This window comes from Eggerthella sp. 1_3_56FAA, from assembly GCF_000185625.1.
Lineage (GTDB): Bacteria > Actinomycetota > Coriobacteriia > Coriobacteriales > Eggerthellaceae > Eggerthella > Eggerthella lenta.
In genome coordinates, this window is sequence record NZ_GL622579.1 from 821,565 (window position 1) to 836,925 (window position 15,361).

Genomic DNA, 15,361 nt, shown 5'->3' on the forward strand with positions numbered 1-15,361 from the left:
GCCAGCACCCGCTCGGTCCACTGCGCGGACGCCCCGCTGGCCGCCAGCAGCGCGCGCAGCACGCCCACCGTGGCCAGGGCCAGCTTGCAGCCGCGCGCGCCCGCGAGCTCCAGCGCCTCCGCCATGAGCTCCACCACCTCCGCGTCGGCTTGCGGCCCGGCCTCGCCGATGCATTCCACGCCGATCTGCGTCATCTCGCGCGCCTGCGCCTGCATGCGCCCTTCGGCCTCGCGGAACACGCGCTGCATGTAACGGAAGCGGAACGGCCCCGGCTGGCCCGCGAGGCGCGTCGCGCACATGCGCGCCACCTGCAGCGTCACGTCGGGGCGCATGGCCAGAAGGTCGCCGCTCGCGTCGAAGAACTTGAAGGGAGAGCCGGGCATACGGCCGCCCGCGCGCATGACGTCCATGACCTCCAGCGTCGGCGTCTCGATGGGCAGGTAGCCGCGCGCCGCGAAGCATGCCTGCACGTCGCGAGCGATGCGCTCGCGCATGCACGCCTCGTCGGATAGCACGTCTCTGAACCCTGCCGGTGTCACGTAATCCATGGTTCTCTTCCTTCGCTGCATCGTTTCGCCGGTTCGCACGCGGCCGCGCACGCCGTTCGTTTGCTGGTAGTACTTTATCACAGTAGAGTAGTAAAGCAAGCCGTTTGCAGAACGTTTCGGACAACCGCTTTATTTTACGTCATAGAAGGAGCGCGATCACGGCTCGCCGCACCTCGAGGAAAGAATGTTTAGCCGAAGAAAAGGACGCTGCATCCTATCGATTCCCCGCACGCGGAAAAACGCCGTCCGCATCAAGCGACGGATGTACGCTTTGGACTGAGCTATCTGCTGCAAAAACGGGTTCTTGGCAGCAATTTCGCGGCTTCAGCGCCACCGAAAGCCCTCGAACACGGGGAAGTCTGAAAAACACCTGGTCGCAAGATTTCCGCCGGGAGCGTTCGTTCCCCTTGCCGCCAAAAACCCGTTTTTGCAGCAGATCGAACCGACCATCCGTGCCGTTCCTGAAAAGCAGCGATTCCGAAGCCGCAATGAAGCCTGCCCGTAGAAAAGGCAAGGAAGTCGAGGGAAGCCGGATCTGCGGCATTTCGGTCGATACCGCACACGCGATGCCGCCGTCGGGGCGAAGGCGCACGCCCTCGCCCACCCCGCCTTAGAACAAGGAGAACTGTTGGGGCGCGAAGTCGTACGTGCACACCACTTCGTCCAGCAGCAGCTCGACCTCGTGCGACTCCCACTCTTTGACTGACACGACGTAGTTCGTGCCCTCCTGCTGGAACACCAGCGCGCCGCCCACCATGCCGATGCAGCGTCCGCCGCATTCGCCGTCGTGGCCTTCGGGCACCTGCAAGTCGTGGCAGTCGGGCGACGGGCCGCCGAAGTAGTGGGGCGACAGGTCCTGAGCCGGCTCAGCGCCCTCGAGACCCAGACGTTCCACCACGTCGTCGAGCACCGCCTTCGCCTCGACGAAATCGAAGCGCTCGTTCACCAGCAAGTCCACTTTCTTCGACGCGCGCATCGTCTCCAGGATGCCGGGCTGCGCGCACAGCGCCGCCTCCAGCTCGCGCGCGTCGTCGGCGCATCCGAAGCGGCCGACGATGCGGGCCGCGCGGGCGCCCTGCTCCAGCAGGCGCTCGATGCCGCGCGTCTCCGACGAGATGCCGGCTTTCACGTGCTTCGGCGAGAAGTACGCCAGGTACGTGAAATGCGGCGTCAGGTTGTAGGCGCGCTGCTGGGCGGAGATGAAGTCGGCGTAGTAGAACGAGGGGTTGAAGCCCGTGGCCTCCTGGCATGCCGGACACATCGTGTCCTTCGCATCGGGAAGCAGCTCCACGTTGAGCGGGCACACCTCCTTCGTGTAGGACGCCAGATCGAAGCGTCCCACGCAGCGGCGCGTGGGAAGGCGGCGCAACGAGAACGTCTTGCCCAACACGGGAAAACGGTGCTGCTCGCCTTGCTCTACGTCGTTGATCAAGAGGTAGGGGCCGGACTCGGCGAAACCGTGGCCTGCCAGGACGGTCGTGTGACCGTTCGCGAAGTTCGTCATATCGTTATCCTTGTGCAACTCGTACTGAATGGATCACTGTTTTCGTTGGAAATGATAGCGCACAAGGAACATTCGCGATACGCTCTTGCGGCGAAAGGCGAAAAATCGCACAGGAGTCGTTCGCCTTCCGAAAAAGCAAGGGTCGTCCCGCTCGGTTGCGAGCGGGACGACCCTTCTTCCGCAGAGAGTCGCGAACCGAGCGGCGCGGACGACCTACGCCATGCCCGCCGCCATGAGCGCTTGCGTAGCCTGGTACATGGTCACCGAGAAGTACACCATGAACGCCACCGCCACCGAAGCGAGGACCTTCGCCACGATATGCCAGCTGCTCCTCCAGCACAGCACGATACCCACCGGCCAGAACACGATGAGGAAGAACACGATCCAAAACGTCTGCTTGCACCAAGCCTTCTGGTTCGGCTCTTCGATCAGGTCGTTCGCGTTCTTGCGCAGGTCGCGCTTCTGCCAGTCGCCCGCGCGACGGTCGTCGTCAGCCATGCCGCTTCCTTTCCCAAGGCGCGCCGCCCGCCCGCGCGCGTTTCCCTCTATCCTACCACGCCCGTCCAGCGGCGCGCGTCAGTTCAGCCCGACGTACTCGGGGTCGAGCGCGTCGTCCAGATACTCCTTGACCGGCGGCTTGCCGTAGTCGTGCACCTCGGACACGTGCCAGCATTCGGTCTTCGGCATACCGGGAATGCGATCGGCCACGAACACCGGATCGATGCCCTCCTTACGCTGGCGCGTGTAGTCGTCGAGCGCCGCAAGCGCCCATTTTCCAAGGAAGAGCAGGGCGATGAGGTTCACGAGCGCCATGAAGCCCATGAAGATGTCCGCGAGGTTCCACGCCAAGTCGAAGCTGTTCACGGCGCCGTAGAACACCACGCACAGGCACACCACGCGGAACACGAACAGCAGCGCCTTGCTGTCGCCCTTGATGAAGCGCAGGTTGTTCTCGGCGTAGAAATAGTTGCCGATGAGGCTGGAGAACGCGAAGGCGAAGATGGCGAACGTGATGAAGTGGATGCCGAACTCGCCCACCGAGTTGTTCACGGCCATCTGCACGAGCGGCATGCCGTTAAGGGCGGAAGCCGCCTGCGGATCCTGCACGTAGAACACGAGCACCATCATAGCCGAGCACGTGCAGATGAGCAGCGTGTCGATGTACACGGACAGGCTCTGCACGAGACCCTGCTTGCAGGGATGCGACACCGACGCCGTGGCCGCAGCATTCGGCGCCGAGCCCATGCCGGCCTCGTTAGAGTACAGGCCGCGCTTGATGCCCAGCATGACCACCGAACCCGCGAATCCGCCGAAGATGGCCTGCACGTCGAAGGCCGAGGCGAACACCATCGCGAACACGCCCGGCAGCTCCGTGATGTTGGAGAGGGTGGTCCACACCGCGATGGCGATGTAGCCGATGGCCATGATGGGCACGATGATGGACGTGATGACGCTGATGCGCTTCGCGCCGCCGAAAATGACGAACGCGGTCATCACCGCCAGCACGATGCCGCAGGCGATGGCCGTGCCGTTCGTGGCGTAGTCGGGAATGTAGTATTCCAGCGCCGAGGTGGCGTTGAAGGCCTGCAGGCCGTTGAAGCCGAACGCGAAGCACAGGATGAGCAGCACGGCGAACAGGATGCCCAGCCAACGCTTGCCGAGCGCCTTCTCGATGTAGTAGGCCGGGCCGCCGCGGAACTCGCCCTCCTTGCCGCGCACCTTCCAGATCTGCGCGAGGGTGGACTCGACGAACGCCGACGCCGCGCCCACGATGGCCATGAGCCACATCCAGAACACCGCGCCCGGGCCGCCCGTGGCGATGGCCGTGGCCACGCCCGCGATGTTGCCCGTGCCCACGCGCGAGGCCGTAGACACCATGAGCGCCTGGAACGACGAGATGGAGCGCTCGCCCTTGACGTGCTTCTTCTCCGTCAACTGCGTGAACATGTCCTTGATGAAGCGGATCTGCACGCCTTTCGTGCGGATCGTGAAGTACACGCCCACGAACACGAGCAGGACGAGCAGGATGTACGTGTACAGAAACCCGCTCACCTCGCCGGTGATGCCGACGAGCATCTCATTGAAATCCATTGGTCTTCCCCTTTACGAGAACGAAGCGCGCCGCCGCCTATCCCGAGGCGGCGGCGCGCATGCTTACCCGAGCTTCTTCGCCAGAAGCTCGTTGATGAGCTTCGGGTTGCCCTGGCCGCGCATCTCCTTCATGCACTGGCCCACGAAGAACCCGATGAGACCGGTCTTGCCGCCCTGGTACTGCGCCACCTTGTCGGGGTTGGCGGCCAGCACCGCGTCGACGACGGCTTCGATGGCGCCCGTGTCGGACACCTGCTTCATGCCGCGCTCCTCCACGATGGCGGCCGGATCCTTGTCCTCGTCGAGCACGGCCGCGAACACCTCTTTGGCCTGCTTGGACGAGATGGCGTCCTCGGCGGTGAGACGCACGAGCGCAAGCGCGCGCGCCGGGGTAAGCGGCGTGTCGGCCAGCTGAACGCCTTCGTGCGCGTTCAGGTAGGCGGTCACGTCGTTGATGACGAGGTTCGCCACCGGCTTCGCCAGCTTGGCCGCATCGGCGCCGGCCAGCTCCATGCACGCCTCGAAGAAGTCGGCCGTGGCGCGATGCTCCACCAAGTGGCGCGCATCGTAGGCGCTCAGGCCGAACGCGTCCTCGAAGCGGGCCGCCTTCTGGTCGGGCAGCTCGGGCAGCTTCGCGCGCACGGAATCGATCCACTCGTCCGTAAGGTCGTAGGGCGCGAGATCCGGATCGGGGAACAGGCGGTAGTCGTCGGCCGTCTCTTTCACGCGCATCACGATGGTGCGCTTGGCCGACGGGTCCCAATGCCGCGTTTCCTGGAAGATCTGGCCGCCCTCCTCGAGCACTTCCGCCTGGCGGCAGATCTCGTAGGCCAGGCCGTCGTGGAGGTTCTTGAAGCTGTTCATGTTCTTGAGCTCGGTCTTCACGCCGAACTCCTTTGCCCCGCGGCGGCGCAGGCTCACGTTGCCGTCGCAGCGCATGGAGCCCTCTTCCATCGAGCAGTCGGAGATGCCCAGCGCCAGGTAGATCTGGCGCAGCTTCTGCATGAACAGGCGCGCCTCCTCGGGCGTGCGCAGGTCGGGCTCGGTGACCAGCTCGGTGAGCGGGGTGCCTGCGCGGTTGTAGTCCACCAGCGAGTGCGTGGCGCCGGCGATGCGGCCTTCGCCGCCGCCGATGTGCACCATCTTGCCCGCGTCCTCCTCCATATGTATGCGCGTGATGCCCACGTGCGCGGTGTAGCCGGTCTCGGTGCGCGTCACGTTGCCGCGGCTCTCGCCCACGTCGAGGCCGTCCAGGTCGATGCGCTCCTTGGCGGCCGCGCCGTCCACGTCGAGGTCGAGGTGGCCGCGCATGCAGAACGCCACGGGGCCCTGCGTGGTCTGGTAGTTCTTCGACATGTCGGGGTACATGTACGTTTTACGGTAGAACATCGAGTGCTTCTCGATGTCGCAGTTCGTGGCCAGGCCCGCCAGCACGATGGACTCGATGGCCGCGCGGTTCGGCACGGGCAGCGCGCCCGGCATCCCCAGGCACACGGGGCACGTGTGCGTGTTCGGCTCGGCGCCGAACTCCAGCTTGCAGCCGCAGAACATCTTGGTGTCGAGCGTGGTGAGCTCGGCATGGATCTCCAGGCCGATGACGGCCTCCCAATCCTCGAGCACCTCTTCGAGCTTCCGCATGGCTACTCACCTGCCTTTTCTACCTGGAACGGGAGCCCTCCGGGGGCATCCAGTCGCTCAGACAGTCCTCGCTTCGCTGCGGAACTCGCTTGGTGGACGCCCCCGGAGGGCTCCCTGTCCATGCATAGTCCCGGCAGGTCGACGCCTGGGGTCGCGTCGGCGGCGTCGGGGATGTCCGCCATCGATCCTTCGGGGTAGGGTTGACCCGGGGCGAAGGCCGGGGCCACGGGGGCGGGGCCGTACACCGTTTCCAGCGCGGCGGCCACGCGCAGCATGTTCTGGTCCTTGAACTGGGGCGAGATGAGCTGTACGCCCACGGGCAGCTGCGTCTGGGCGCCGAGGCCCACCGGCAGGCTCATGCCGCCGTTGCCAGCGATATTGATGGAGATGGTGAACATGTCCGACAGGTACATGTCGGTGGGGTCGCTCACTTCGCCGAACGTGAACGCCGTGCGCGGCGACACGGGCGCGACGATGCAATCCACCTGCTCGTAGGCGCGCGCATAGTCCTGCGTGATGAGCGTGCGCACCTGCTGCGCCGGGTAGTAGTAGGTGTCGTACACACCTGCGGACAGAAGGTAGCTGCCCAGCATGATGCGGCGGCGCGCCTCGGGGCCGAAGCCCTTCGCGCGGCTGGCCTCGTACTGGCCGCCGAGGTCCTTGTGGCCCGGGTCGCAGTAGCCGTAGCGCACCGAGTCGAAGCGTGCGAGGTTGCTGAACGCCTCGCAGGGGCCCAGCACGTAGTAGGCGCTCATAGCGGCCTGGGCGTTGGGCAGCTCCACCTCCACGATGTCGGCGCCGAGCGCGCGCAGATGCTCCACGGCCTCCTCCACCTTGGCCTTCACCTCGTCGGTGAGACCCTGGGCTTCCATGAACGCGGGCACCACGCCGATGCGCATGCCCTTGACCCCCTCGGCGAGGTTCGCCGTGAAGTCGACGTCCAAGTCCTGGCTCGTGCAGTCCAGCACGTCGCGGCCGGCGATGGCGTTGAGCGCGAAAGCCGCATCCTCCACCGAGCGCGTGAACGGGCCCACCTGGTCCAGCGAGCTGCCGAAGGCCACCACGCCGTAGCGGCTGACCACGCCGTACGTGGGCTTGACGGCCACAGCGCCGCAGAAGCTGCCCGGCTGGCGGATGGAGCCGCCCGTGTCGCTGCCCAGCGTGATGGCGGCCAACCCCGCGCCCACGGCAGCGGCGCTGCCGCCCGACGAGCCGCCGGGCACGCGCGAGAGATCCCACGGATTCCTAGTGGAGCCGAACGCGCTCGTCTCCGTGGAAGAGCCGAACGCGAACTCGTCCATGTTGAGTTTGCCCAGCGGAATACCGCCGGCTTCGATGGTGCGCTGAACGCACGTAGCCGTGAAGGGCGACACGTAGTTCGCCAGCATCGCGGACGAGCACGTGGTGTGCGTACCCTCCAGGTTCATGTTGTCTTTGAACGCCACGGGCACGCCGGCCAGCGGGCCGCACGCGTCCAGCGTACCGGCCGCGACGGCGGCGTCGAGCGCAGCCGCCTGCCGAAGCGCCAGCTGCTCGGTGGTTTCGAGGAACGCATGCGTCGCGCCGTCGAGCGCGCGCACGCGGGCAAGCGAGCTCTCGGCGATCTCGCGCGCCGAGAAGTCCTTGGAGGCGAGGCCCGCGCGGATCTCGCGCACGCCCATTGCGGCGAACACGGGTGCGGTTGCAGCCATCAGCGATCGCCCCCTTCGCCCAGAATCGAGGGGATCAAAAAGCAGCCGTCCTGCTGCTTCGGCGCGTTCTCCAGCGCCTCCCCCTGCGTGAAGGAGGGGGATTCTTCGTCCTCGCGCATGACGTTTGAAAGGCCGCCGATGGGGTGGAACGTAGGCTCCACGCCGTCGAGGTCGTATTCGGTGATGGGCTTCAGGCTGTCGATGATGGCGTTGAGATCGACCGTCATCTGCACGACTTCGTCGGCGTCCAGCCCGATGCGCGCGTACTCCGCGATGCTGCGGACGTCGCGCTCGGTGAGGTGTTGGGTCATAGAGCCTGCTTTCCTTCTCTCGTTTTCACGCATCGGCTCCGCGCGTATCGCTCGAAAACCGAAGGTGGCACCGGTGAAAACATAACCCGTCTATAATAGCAAACCTCGGCGTTGCCAACCCACCGCGCTCCCGCCCCGCATGATTTTTCTCAACGCCCGCGCGCCTTGAGGAACGCGGCTCGGATCGCGCCGCGCCGGGTCGTCGCTTCGTGCCGTCGGGCGGGTTCGCGCGTCTCCTCAAGGCGATGTGCAGCAAAAACGAGGTTTTGGCACGCCGGACCCGTCCGGAAACCGCCGAACCGAGGCCGAATGCCGCATTCCCAAGGCTCGATGAAACGCGACCTGGGGTTTTGCTGCAAAGTTTCAACGAGCAAAATGCCGAAGAGCACCGAGGGGTGCCAAAAGCTCGTTTTTGCTGCACATGGAACCACGGAAACATGCCGCGCCGGTCGACGTGCCGCGCACTACCGTAACGGCGCCGAGCGCGCGATCGGCGTCTCCCGCCCGGGTTCTCGCGACCGATACCGTCGCGCCTCGCTTCGATGGAGAACCGCACAAATGTTTCACGTGAGACACTCGCGCACTTCGGCTGAGCGGGAAGGCTCCGCGACCAGGCCCTTCCCCATCTCGGAGCGTCCCCGCAGCCCCAGCAGCTCATCGGCAGCCGTCGCAGCCGTCGCAACCGCACAGCCCCGGCAGCTCATCGGCAGCCGTCGCAACCGCACAGCCCCGGCAGCTCATCGGCAGCCGTCGCAGCCGCGCAGCCCCTTCCCCGCCATCCTTCCCGCGGAATCTCCAAATACCCGTTGACGCCTTATACTATGTGTCATATAGTATAAGGCGAAAGGAGGTATGCGATGGATGCACAATTGAAACGAGGTTTCCTCGATGTTTGCGTGCTCGCATCGATCAACCGCCAGGACTCGTACGGGTACCAGATCGTCAAAGACGTGCCGTCGAGTTTGCATTTGACCGAATCGACGCTGTACCCCCTGCTCAAACGCTTGGAATCGGCGGGGCTGCTGACGGTTTACGCCATCGAGCACAACGGGCGCCTGCGCAAGTACTATCGCATCACGCCGGCCGGGGTCACGTACCTCGACGAGTTCTTGAAGGATTGGGACGACGTATTGGACGTCTACGAATATGTGAAACGAGGTGCCAACCGATGAACAAGACCGAGTTTCTGGATGCGCTCAGGCATGCGCTCGGCAAGCTGCCCTCCTACGAGGTGGAACAATCGATCGCGTTCTACGCCGAGATGATCGACGACCGCATCGAAGACGGGATGAGCGAGCAGGAAGCCGTGGCCGCGCTGGGATCGGTGCACGCCATCGCAGCTCAGATCGTCGCCGAAACGCCGCCCATTCCCAAGGCCATCGCGAAGGCGAACACCGGCAGCCGCACGCTCAACATCGTGCTGCTTGCCATCCTCTCCCCCATCTGGGTGACGCTGGCGCTGGCGTTCGCCTGCATGGTGTTGGCCATCTACCTGGCCATTTGGTCGGTCGTCGTGGCGCTGTGGGCCGTCGTGCTCACGCTGCTCCTATGCGCGCCCATCGGCGTGTTCGGCCTGGCCTGGTGCGCGGCCACGGGGTTTCCGCTCTCGGGCATCTGGGTCTTCGGCTGCGGCCTGGCCGGTGCAGGCCTGGGATTGTTCTCTTGGTTCGGCGTGCTGGCCGCCAGCAAGGGGCTCGTCAACCTCACGCATTCGTTCGCCCGCTGGGTGAAGGGGCTGTTCATCAAGCTGAAGCGCAACGATGCCAGCCCGATCGCGCCGGAAGGAGCAGCTCATGTCTAGCGGCAAAAAGACGTTGCTCGTCATAGCAACCATCCTCGTCATCGGCGGAGGCGCCATATCGTTCGGCGCGTTCGCGGCGGCCGGGTTCAACTTCGAGAACCTCTCGACCGAATCCCGCAATTGGACGTCCTCCACGAAGACGTTCGCACCCGAGACGGAAAACCCCCACACCGCCATCGTCCTGCGCGACATGGGCGAGGACGTGCGCATCGAGCCGACCGACGGCGACGCCATCGAGGTGACGTACTGGACGAACGAGCGCAAGAGCTTCGACGTGGACGACAACGGCGGCACCGTCACCGTCGAAGGCTCGCGCGAGCCGGCCATCGACATCATGATGATCGGATCGTTCGAGGACCACTCTACCGTTCTGAAGGTGCCGCGCAGCTACACGGGCACGCTCGACATCGACCTCATGGGCGGCAATGTGGATGCCGCAGATCTGGACAGGTTGGGCTCAGTGACGGCGAAAACCGCGAGCGGCAACATCTCGCTCTCCCGCCTCGCCGCGGACGATATCGTGACGAACGCCGCCAGCGGCAACGTGCAGGTGCAGCGCGTCCAGTGCGCATACCTGAGCGCAACCACGATGAGCGGCAACATCGAATTCTCCGACGTCGAGGCGACCGAGATCGTGAAGCTGGACACGGCGAGCGGCGGACAGCTGCTTCGAGGCGTGAACACGGCGACCCTCGACGCCCGCATGGGTAGCGGCGACATCCTGGCGGCGGGCGTGGCAGCCACCGACGCGAAGTTCGATGCCGTGAGCGGCAGCGTGAACGCCTCGTTCTCCAGTTCGGACGGCGAATACGCCATCGAGGCCTCCTCGGTCAGCGGAGACGTGCACTCGCCGGCCGGCAGCGCCACAGCGTCGAGGCATGTGAGCGCTCGCACCATGAGCGGAGACGTGACGCTCACGTTTTCCGGCGGCAGCGCGAGCGTCAGCAACGGCAATGGCGTCCGCAGCGACTCCGGCGCGCCGACCGCACCGGAAGCCCCCGAAGCGCCCGAGGCCCCGAAGCTCTAAATCACCCTTCTTCCTGCGCAAACGCGCAACGAAGGCCCGCGGCGTTGCCGCGGGCCTTCTGCATGCCAAAGCCGTTACGCCTCGTCAGCAGCCATGTCGAACATAATGTAGTGCGACGGCGTCTTCGCGCGAACGGACACCTCGCGCGTGGCGGTGATCTCGGCCGCGTCGCCCGCGTCCAGCTCGTTGCCGTTCACCATGCCTTCGCCCTCGATCTGGATGAGGTAGGCTTGCCGCGCCGGGTCGAGGTCGTAGTACAGCGTCTCGTCCGAGCCGATGACGCCTACGAGCACCTTCATATCCTGGTGGATCCGGATAGGCGCGAAGCCCTCCTCGCCCGAGGCGACGGGCATCCACTTCCCCACGCGGTCCTCCCAGTCGAAGCGGTGGTCGCCATAGTTCGGCTCCGCGTTCTTCTCGTCAGGCAAGATCCATATCTGCAGGAAACGCAGCGGCTCGTTCGTATCGTTGTACTCGCTGTGCATGATGCCGCTTCCTGCGCTCATGTACTGCACGTCGCCCCGCTCGAGGCGGCTCCCGTTGCCCAGGCTGTCACGGTGCGTGAGCTGGCCGTCCACGACGTAGCTGATGATCTCCATGTTGTCGTGGGGATGCATGCCGAACCCGCCGTGCGGGTCGAACCGGTCGTCGTTGACCACGCGCAGCGCGCCGAACTTGATGTTATCGGGTTTGTAGTACTCGGCGAACGAGAAATGGAACAGGCTGTGCAGCCATCCCCGGTCGCTTCTGCCCATGTTCTCGTGCTTGATGACCTTGATCATGGCCCATCGCTCCTTCTTGTTGTTTGATGAAGCGATGATAGCGTGCCCCTGCGCGCCACGCGTGGCGGTTGCATGTCGCTCGCGTAACGAGATGATGAGGAGCAAGCTTAGAGGGCAAGCGAGAGCGGGGCGGATTTTTCGCACGGGTCGGAAGCGGCGAGGCGGATCATCGCCCGTTTGCAAGCCCCTGCTCGAACGCGGCTATCTCGGACAGGAAGGCTTCGCCGTAACGGGCGAGCTTCGTAGCGCCCACGCCGCTGACCTCAAGGAACTCCTCGTCGGTTGCAGGCCTTTTCGCGCACATATCGCGCAGAGCCGCATCGGAGAACACGATGTAGGGAGGCTTGCCCGCTTCGTCGGCCAGGCGCTTGCGCAGCGTGCGCAGACGCTCGAACAGCTCGGGGTCGGCATCGTTCGCGGGCGCTCCCGACGAGCCGAACACGTGCGAACCGCCTGCAGCCGAACGCGTGCGCTCGGGCTTTCGCAGAACGCGCTTCATCGACAAGCTGAAACCCTCTTCGGCAGCCTCGCGGGCACGCGGCCCCAGACCCACCACCGGGTACGTCCCCTCGGTAATCAGCAGGTAGCCGCCTGCAGCCAGCAGCTCGATCACTTCTTTCACCTGCGCAGCCGGAGCGTTCACCGTATCGTAGCACGCGGCCTCGTCCAGATGCATGTCCAGCAGCTTCGCGTTCTGCGAGCCGCGCAGCACATCCACCACCATGCCCTTGCCGAAGCGACCCCGCAGCTCCTGCACGCAGCGCATGGCGGCGAGCGCGGTGTCGGTGACGTCCATCGACTCGAACTCCCCCGCGCAGTTCGAGCAGTTGCCGCAGGAAAAACCTCTGTCGCCGGTCGTTCGTAACGTCAGCGAGGAGGCTTCTGGCGCCGAAGATTGCGGTGAAAGTCCGACGTGGCGGCCTTCGGGCCGTGAGGAGGACTTGGAGCCGCAAGGTTCGGCGCCAGAAGCCTCCGCAGCGTCGGCTCGTTCCGTCGGCCGGCAAGCCGACGGAACCTTCTGCTCCCCGAAGTAATCGAGGATGTAGCGGCGCAGGCAGCCGGTGGTGTGGCAGTAGCCGGTCATCGCCGCCAGCAGGCGGCGGCGCGAGGCGCGCACGGCTTCGGCCTCTTCGGGCGAAAGCTCCTCGTTGCCCGATTCCTGCTCTATGAAGAAGCGGCAGGTGGACACGTCGCCGTCGCTCCAGTACAGAAGGCACGTGGAAGGCTCGCCGTCGCGGCCGGCACGACCGGCCTCCTGGTAGTACGCCTCGATGCTGCCGGGCATGTTGTGGTGGATCACGTAACGCACGTTCGACTTGTCGATGCCCATGCCGAACGCGTTGGTGGCCACCATCACCGGCGCGTCGTCGGCGATGAACGCGCTCTGGCTCTCAGCGCGGTCGGCCGCCGACATGCCCGCATGGTAACGCGCGGCGCGGACGCCCTCCTCCAGCAGCGCGGCGTGCACCTTGTCGGTGTCCTTGCGGGTGGAGCAGTACACGATGCCGCTGTCGCCCGCATGCTCCAGCGCGTAGCCGGCGATGCGCGCGATCTTGCGCTTCGGATCGAGCCGCTCAACGCCGAAGTACAGGTTCGGGCGGTCGAAGCCCGTAACCACCTCGTAGGGGTCGCGCAGGTCGAGCAGGCGCACGATGTCGGCGCGCACGCGCGCGGTGGCCGTGGCCGTGAACGCCGCCACGACGGGACGGTTCGGCAGCTGTGCGATGAAATCGCCGATGGTCAGGTACGACGGGCGGAAATCCTGGCCCCACTGGGACACGCAGTGCGCCTCGTCCACGGCAACGAGCGGGATGGCCGCCCTCTGCGCGAATTCGAGGAACCTCGGATCGGCAAGTCGCTCCGGCGCCACGTACATGATCTGGTAGGCGCCGTCCAGCGCGCGGCGCAGGACGGTGGACTGCTGCCCGGGCGTGAGCGTGGAGTTGAGGTAGGCACCGCGGATGCCGGCGTCCAGAAGCGCGCGAACCTGGTCGCCCATCAGCGACACGAGCGGGCTCACCACCAGCGCCAAGCCGTCCATCACCACGCCGGGCACCTGGTAGCACACCGACTTGCCCGCGCCCGTGGGCATGACCGCGAGCGCGTCGCGGCGGCCGAGGATCGCCTCGACGACACCCTCCTGCCCCGGTCGAAAGGCCTCGTAGCCGAAGTGCTGCTTGAGCGCCTGGTGCGCCTGCGATAGATCCGTCACTGCTGCTTCCTCCCCGCCCGTTTCCGGCTTGCTCTCGTATTCCCATGATACTGCATTGTTCCTCGAACACGTCTTGCGCGACGGCAGGAAGCATGTATAATGCAGGGTGTCAGCGGTGCCCGTGGGATTGAAGCTCCGGACGGGTGACGCCGGTACGTTTCGGGGACGGTTAGGGACTAGGACTCCCGCCGTCCTTTCTGTTTCCTCGATGCCTTCCGCTTTCGTCGCGCCCAGTCGTAGGCTGCCATGAAGAATGACAAGATGGAACATAGTCCTGCGATCAGATTGAAACTATCCATCGGGTAATCACCTCCTCTCGAAGGCGCCACCCGCCGGAAACGGACACTGCTGACAGCCATGATTCTAGTGCCTCGCACGCTGTCTGTGAAGTAAAAGTTTTCCCAGATCAAACAATATTTTTGACGTTAGATCCGCGTTGGATCCACGCGTGATCCGCGTTGGATCCGCACTGGATCGACGCGTGCTGCGCGTGGTATCCGCGTACGATCCGCGCTAGAATCGCGCAAGATCCGCATGGACTGCACGCAAGAACCGCGTGGGCTGCGCGCAAGGTTTCGCAGGCTTGCGGAGCGAAGCATCGCCTTCCGCTACAATATCCTCCAAATTCATCCGACAAAACCCGCCGCTCGATCGTGTTGCAGTCAGAAAGGGAAAACCGCTGCAGAACAACGTCGACATAGCCGCACTGTTCAACCGCCACGCCGCGACGGTGTATAGGCTGTGCTACTCGTTTCTGGGCAGCGCGGCCGACGCGGAGGACGCGACGCAGAGCGTGTTCATGAAGCTGATCGACCGCCCGCGCCGATTCAACGACCCCGAGCACGAGAAGGCATGGCTCATAGTATGCGCCCAGAACCACTGCCGCGACGTGCTGAAAAGCGCGCACCGAACGCGGCAGACCGCCCTTCCCGAAGACATCGCGGACGAGAGGCGCGCGCGGCAGGACGAGACGCTGGATGCGGTGCTGGCCCTGCCGGAGAAGTACAAGACCTGCGTGTACCTGTTCTATTACGAGGGGTATCGCACGGCAGAGATAGCGGCCCTGACCGGAGTGCCATCCTCGACCGTGCGCAGCCATCTGAGCGAGGCGCGGGCGCTTCTGAAGACGATGTTGGGAGGTGAGAGACATGGACGATAGCCGTTTCCACGCGGAAGAATCGCTCGAGAAGTGTCTGGCGGATGCCTACGAGAGCATGAGTCCCGACGAAGAGGCCCGGCGGCGCATGCTGGCGGAGCTGCTGGCCGCAAGCGAGCGGCGCGCGCCGAAGCGCCGGTCGGCGCGGCGCGCGCTGATCCCCCTCGCCGCCTGCCTCGTGCTTGCTGCGGGCATCGGCGCGCTCACCTACGCCTCCTCCCTCACGCAGCCCCCGAGTTCCGGCGGTGCGGCGACGATCGCCAGCATCAACGACGAATTGAAATCAGCCGCCCCCTCCTCGGCCGACGAAGCGCAAAGCGAATCGGGCGCGGCTCCGTCCGACGGAGACGCACGTCACCCGTTCGTCACGCTCTCCTCGGGCGAGCGTCTGCGCGTCGCCCTCGGCGACGACGGCCCCCTACCTGCCAGCCCCGAAATCGTCGGAGAAGAATTGGAGCGCACCGTCGCCACCGGCCCCGGCGTAACGGCATCCTCGCCGTGCACGGTGTTCGCGACGAGCGACCCGGCCCACCCTTATGCCATCCGATACGACGAAAACGGCGTCACGTACCTGGCCGACCCCGCGTAAGCCCGACGAAC

At 65.2% G+C, this 15,361-nt stretch carries 15 protein-coding genes; 6 read left to right on the top strand and 9 right to left on the bottom strand.

The genetic code is table 11. From position 1 onward, the window contains the following. Nucleotides 1-548 (bottom strand): ATP phosphoribosyltransferase regulatory subunit (locus HMPREF1023_RS03600; protein ID WP_198006013.1); only part of this gene is annotated, 548 nt, incomplete at its 3' end. A gap of 104 nt (nucleotides 549-652) precedes the next feature. Here HMPREF1023_RS03600 and HMPREF1023_RS15400 point away from each other — a divergent pair. Then, the gene (locus HMPREF1023_RS15400; protein ID WP_139019518.1) at nucleotides 653-1,162 is read left to right on the top strand and encodes a hypothetical protein; all 510 of its coding nucleotides are present in this window, start codon (nucleotides 653-655) and stop codon (nucleotides 1,160-1,162) included. Here the strand turns inward: HMPREF1023_RS15400 and HMPREF1023_RS03605 are convergent. From HMPREF1023_RS03605 to gatC, 6 genes are all read right to left on the bottom strand, one after another. Then, nucleotides 1,159-2,052: a DUF2797 domain-containing protein gene (locus tag HMPREF1023_RS03605; RefSeq protein WP_009304792.1), complete on the bottom strand. Its 894-nt coding sequence runs from the start codon at nucleotides 2,050-2,052 to the stop codon at nucleotides 1,159-1,161. The genes HMPREF1023_RS15400 and HMPREF1023_RS03605 overlap by 4 nt on opposite strands. 213 nt (nucleotides 2,053-2,265) lie before the next feature. Then, nucleotides 2,266-2,550 carry a hypothetical protein gene (locus HMPREF1023_RS03610; protein ID WP_009304793.1) on the bottom strand — a complete coding sequence of 95 codons (285 nt, stop codon included), beginning with the start codon at nucleotides 2,548-2,550 and terminating at the stop codon, nucleotides 2,266-2,268. Between the two features lie 78 nt (nucleotides 2,551-2,628). After that, nucleotides 2,629-4,143, bottom strand: coding sequence for a sodium:alanine symporter family protein (locus HMPREF1023_RS03615; RefSeq protein WP_009304794.1), 1,515 nt, complete (start codon nucleotides 4,141-4,143; stop codon nucleotides 2,629-2,631). A gap of 63 nt (nucleotides 4,144-4,206) precedes the next feature. Continuing rightward, on the bottom strand, nucleotides 4,207-5,781 hold the full coding sequence (gene gatB / locus HMPREF1023_RS03620; protein ID WP_009304795.1) for an Asp-tRNA(Asn)/Glu-tRNA(Gln) amidotransferase subunit GatB: 1,575 nt from the start codon (nucleotides 5,779-5,781) through the stop codon (nucleotides 4,207-4,209). Between the two features lie 2 nt (nucleotides 5,782-5,783). Next, the gene (gatA, locus tag HMPREF1023_RS03625) at nucleotides 5,784-7,472 is read right to left on the bottom strand and encodes an Asp-tRNA(Asn)/Glu-tRNA(Gln) amidotransferase subunit GatA (RefSeq protein ID WP_009304796.1); all 1,689 of its coding nucleotides are present in this window, start codon (nucleotides 7,470-7,472) and stop codon (nucleotides 5,784-5,786) included. Continuing rightward, nucleotides 7,472-7,783: an Asp-tRNA(Asn)/Glu-tRNA(Gln) amidotransferase subunit GatC gene (gatC, locus tag HMPREF1023_RS03630; protein WP_009304797.1), complete on the bottom strand. Its 312-nt coding sequence runs from the start codon at nucleotides 7,781-7,783 to the stop codon at nucleotides 7,472-7,474. The genes gatA and gatC overlap by 1 nt, the downstream gene beginning before the upstream one ends. An 857-nt stretch (nucleotides 7,784-8,640) precedes the next feature. On the opposite strand from gatC, the gene HMPREF1023_RS03635 reads away from it, so the two are divergent. The 3 genes from HMPREF1023_RS03635 to HMPREF1023_RS03645 are packed head-to-tail and all read left to right on the top strand — an operon-like array spanning nucleotide 8,641 to nucleotide 10,611. Beyond that, on the top strand, nucleotides 8,641-8,955 hold the full coding sequence (locus HMPREF1023_RS03635; RefSeq protein ID WP_009304798.1) for a PadR family transcriptional regulator: 315 nt from the start codon (nucleotides 8,641-8,643) through the stop codon (nucleotides 8,953-8,955). Next, nucleotides 8,952-9,584 carry a DUF1700 domain-containing protein gene (locus HMPREF1023_RS03640; RefSeq protein ID WP_009304799.1) on the top strand — a complete coding sequence of 211 codons (633 nt, stop codon included), beginning with the start codon at nucleotides 8,952-8,954 and terminating at the stop codon, nucleotides 9,582-9,584. Before HMPREF1023_RS03635 ends, HMPREF1023_RS03640 begins: the two co-directional genes overlap by 4 nt. Continuing rightward, nucleotides 9,577-10,611, top strand: a complete 1,035-nt coding sequence (locus tag HMPREF1023_RS03645; RefSeq protein ID WP_035578348.1) for a DUF4097 domain-containing protein — start codon at nucleotides 9,577-9,579, stop codon at nucleotides 10,609-10,611. Before HMPREF1023_RS03640 ends, HMPREF1023_RS03645 begins: the two co-directional genes overlap by 8 nt. Nucleotides 10,612-10,685: 74 nt before the next feature. Here the strand turns inward: HMPREF1023_RS03645 and HMPREF1023_RS03650 are convergent, their stop codons facing one another. Beyond that, the gene (locus HMPREF1023_RS03650) at nucleotides 10,686-11,393 is read right to left on the bottom strand and encodes a pirin family protein (protein ID WP_009304801.1); all 708 of its coding nucleotides are present in this window, start codon (nucleotides 11,391-11,393) and stop codon (nucleotides 10,686-10,688) included. A 166-nt stretch (nucleotides 11,394-11,559) separates the two neighbouring features. Beyond that, on the bottom strand, nucleotides 11,560-13,605 hold the full coding sequence (locus HMPREF1023_RS03655; protein WP_009304802.1) for an ATP-dependent DNA helicase RecQ: 2,046 nt from the start codon (nucleotides 13,603-13,605) through the stop codon (nucleotides 11,560-11,562). Nucleotides 13,606-14,311: 706 nt separating this feature from the next. Between HMPREF1023_RS03655 and HMPREF1023_RS03660 the strand changes: the two genes are divergently transcribed. Together HMPREF1023_RS03660 and HMPREF1023_RS03665 are read left to right on the top strand one after the other, a co-directional pair. Beyond that, nucleotides 14,312-14,764, top strand: a complete 453-nt coding sequence (locus HMPREF1023_RS03660; RefSeq protein ID WP_227100943.1) for an RNA polymerase sigma factor — start codon at nucleotides 14,312-14,314, stop codon at nucleotides 14,762-14,764. Further along, on the top strand, nucleotides 14,754-15,350 hold the full coding sequence (locus HMPREF1023_RS03665) for a hypothetical protein (RefSeq protein WP_035578351.1): 597 nt from the start codon (nucleotides 14,754-14,756) through the stop codon (nucleotides 15,348-15,350). Before HMPREF1023_RS03660 ends, HMPREF1023_RS03665 begins: the two co-directional genes overlap by 11 nt. The last annotated feature ends 11 nt before the right edge of the window (nucleotides 15,351-15,361 follow it).

Coding starts and splice junctions, on each gene's coding strand:
- HMPREF1023_RS03605 (WP_009304792.1), bottom strand. CDS start 2,052: ATGACGAACTTCGCGAACGGTCACACGACCGTCCTGGCAGGCCACGGT.
- HMPREF1023_RS03610 (WP_009304793.1), bottom strand. CDS start 2,550: ATGGCTGACGACGACCGTCGCGCGGGCGACTGGCAGAAGCGCGACCTG.
- HMPREF1023_RS03615 (WP_009304794.1), bottom strand. CDS start 4,143: ATGGATTTCAATGAGATGCTCGTCGGCATCACCGGCGAGGTGAGCGGG.
- gatB (WP_009304795.1), bottom strand. CDS start 5,781: ATGCGGAAGCTCGAAGAGGTGCTCGAGGATTGGGAGGCCGTCATCGGC.
- gatA (WP_009304796.1), bottom strand. CDS start 7,472: ATGGCTGCAACCGCACCCGTGTTCGCCGCAATGGGCGTGCGCGAGATC.
- gatC (WP_009304797.1), bottom strand. CDS start 7,783: ATGACCCAACACCTCACCGAGCGCGACGTCCGCAGCATCGCGGAGTAC.
- HMPREF1023_RS03635 (WP_009304798.1), top strand. CDS start 8,641: ATGGATGCACAATTGAAACGAGGTTTCCTCGATGTTTGCGTGCTCGCA.
- HMPREF1023_RS03640 (WP_009304799.1), top strand. CDS start 8,952: ATGAACAAGACCGAGTTTCTGGATGCGCTCAGGCATGCGCTCGGCAAG.
- HMPREF1023_RS03645 (WP_035578348.1), top strand. CDS start 9,577: ATGTCTAGCGGCAAAAAGACGTTGCTCGTCATAGCAACCATCCTCGTC.
- HMPREF1023_RS03650 (WP_009304801.1), bottom strand. CDS start 11,393: ATGATCAAGGTCATCAAGCACGAGAACATGGGCAGAAGCGACCGGGGA.
- HMPREF1023_RS03665 (WP_035578351.1), top strand. CDS start 14,754: ATGGACGATAGCCGTTTCCACGCGGAAGAATCGCTCGAGAAGTGTCTG.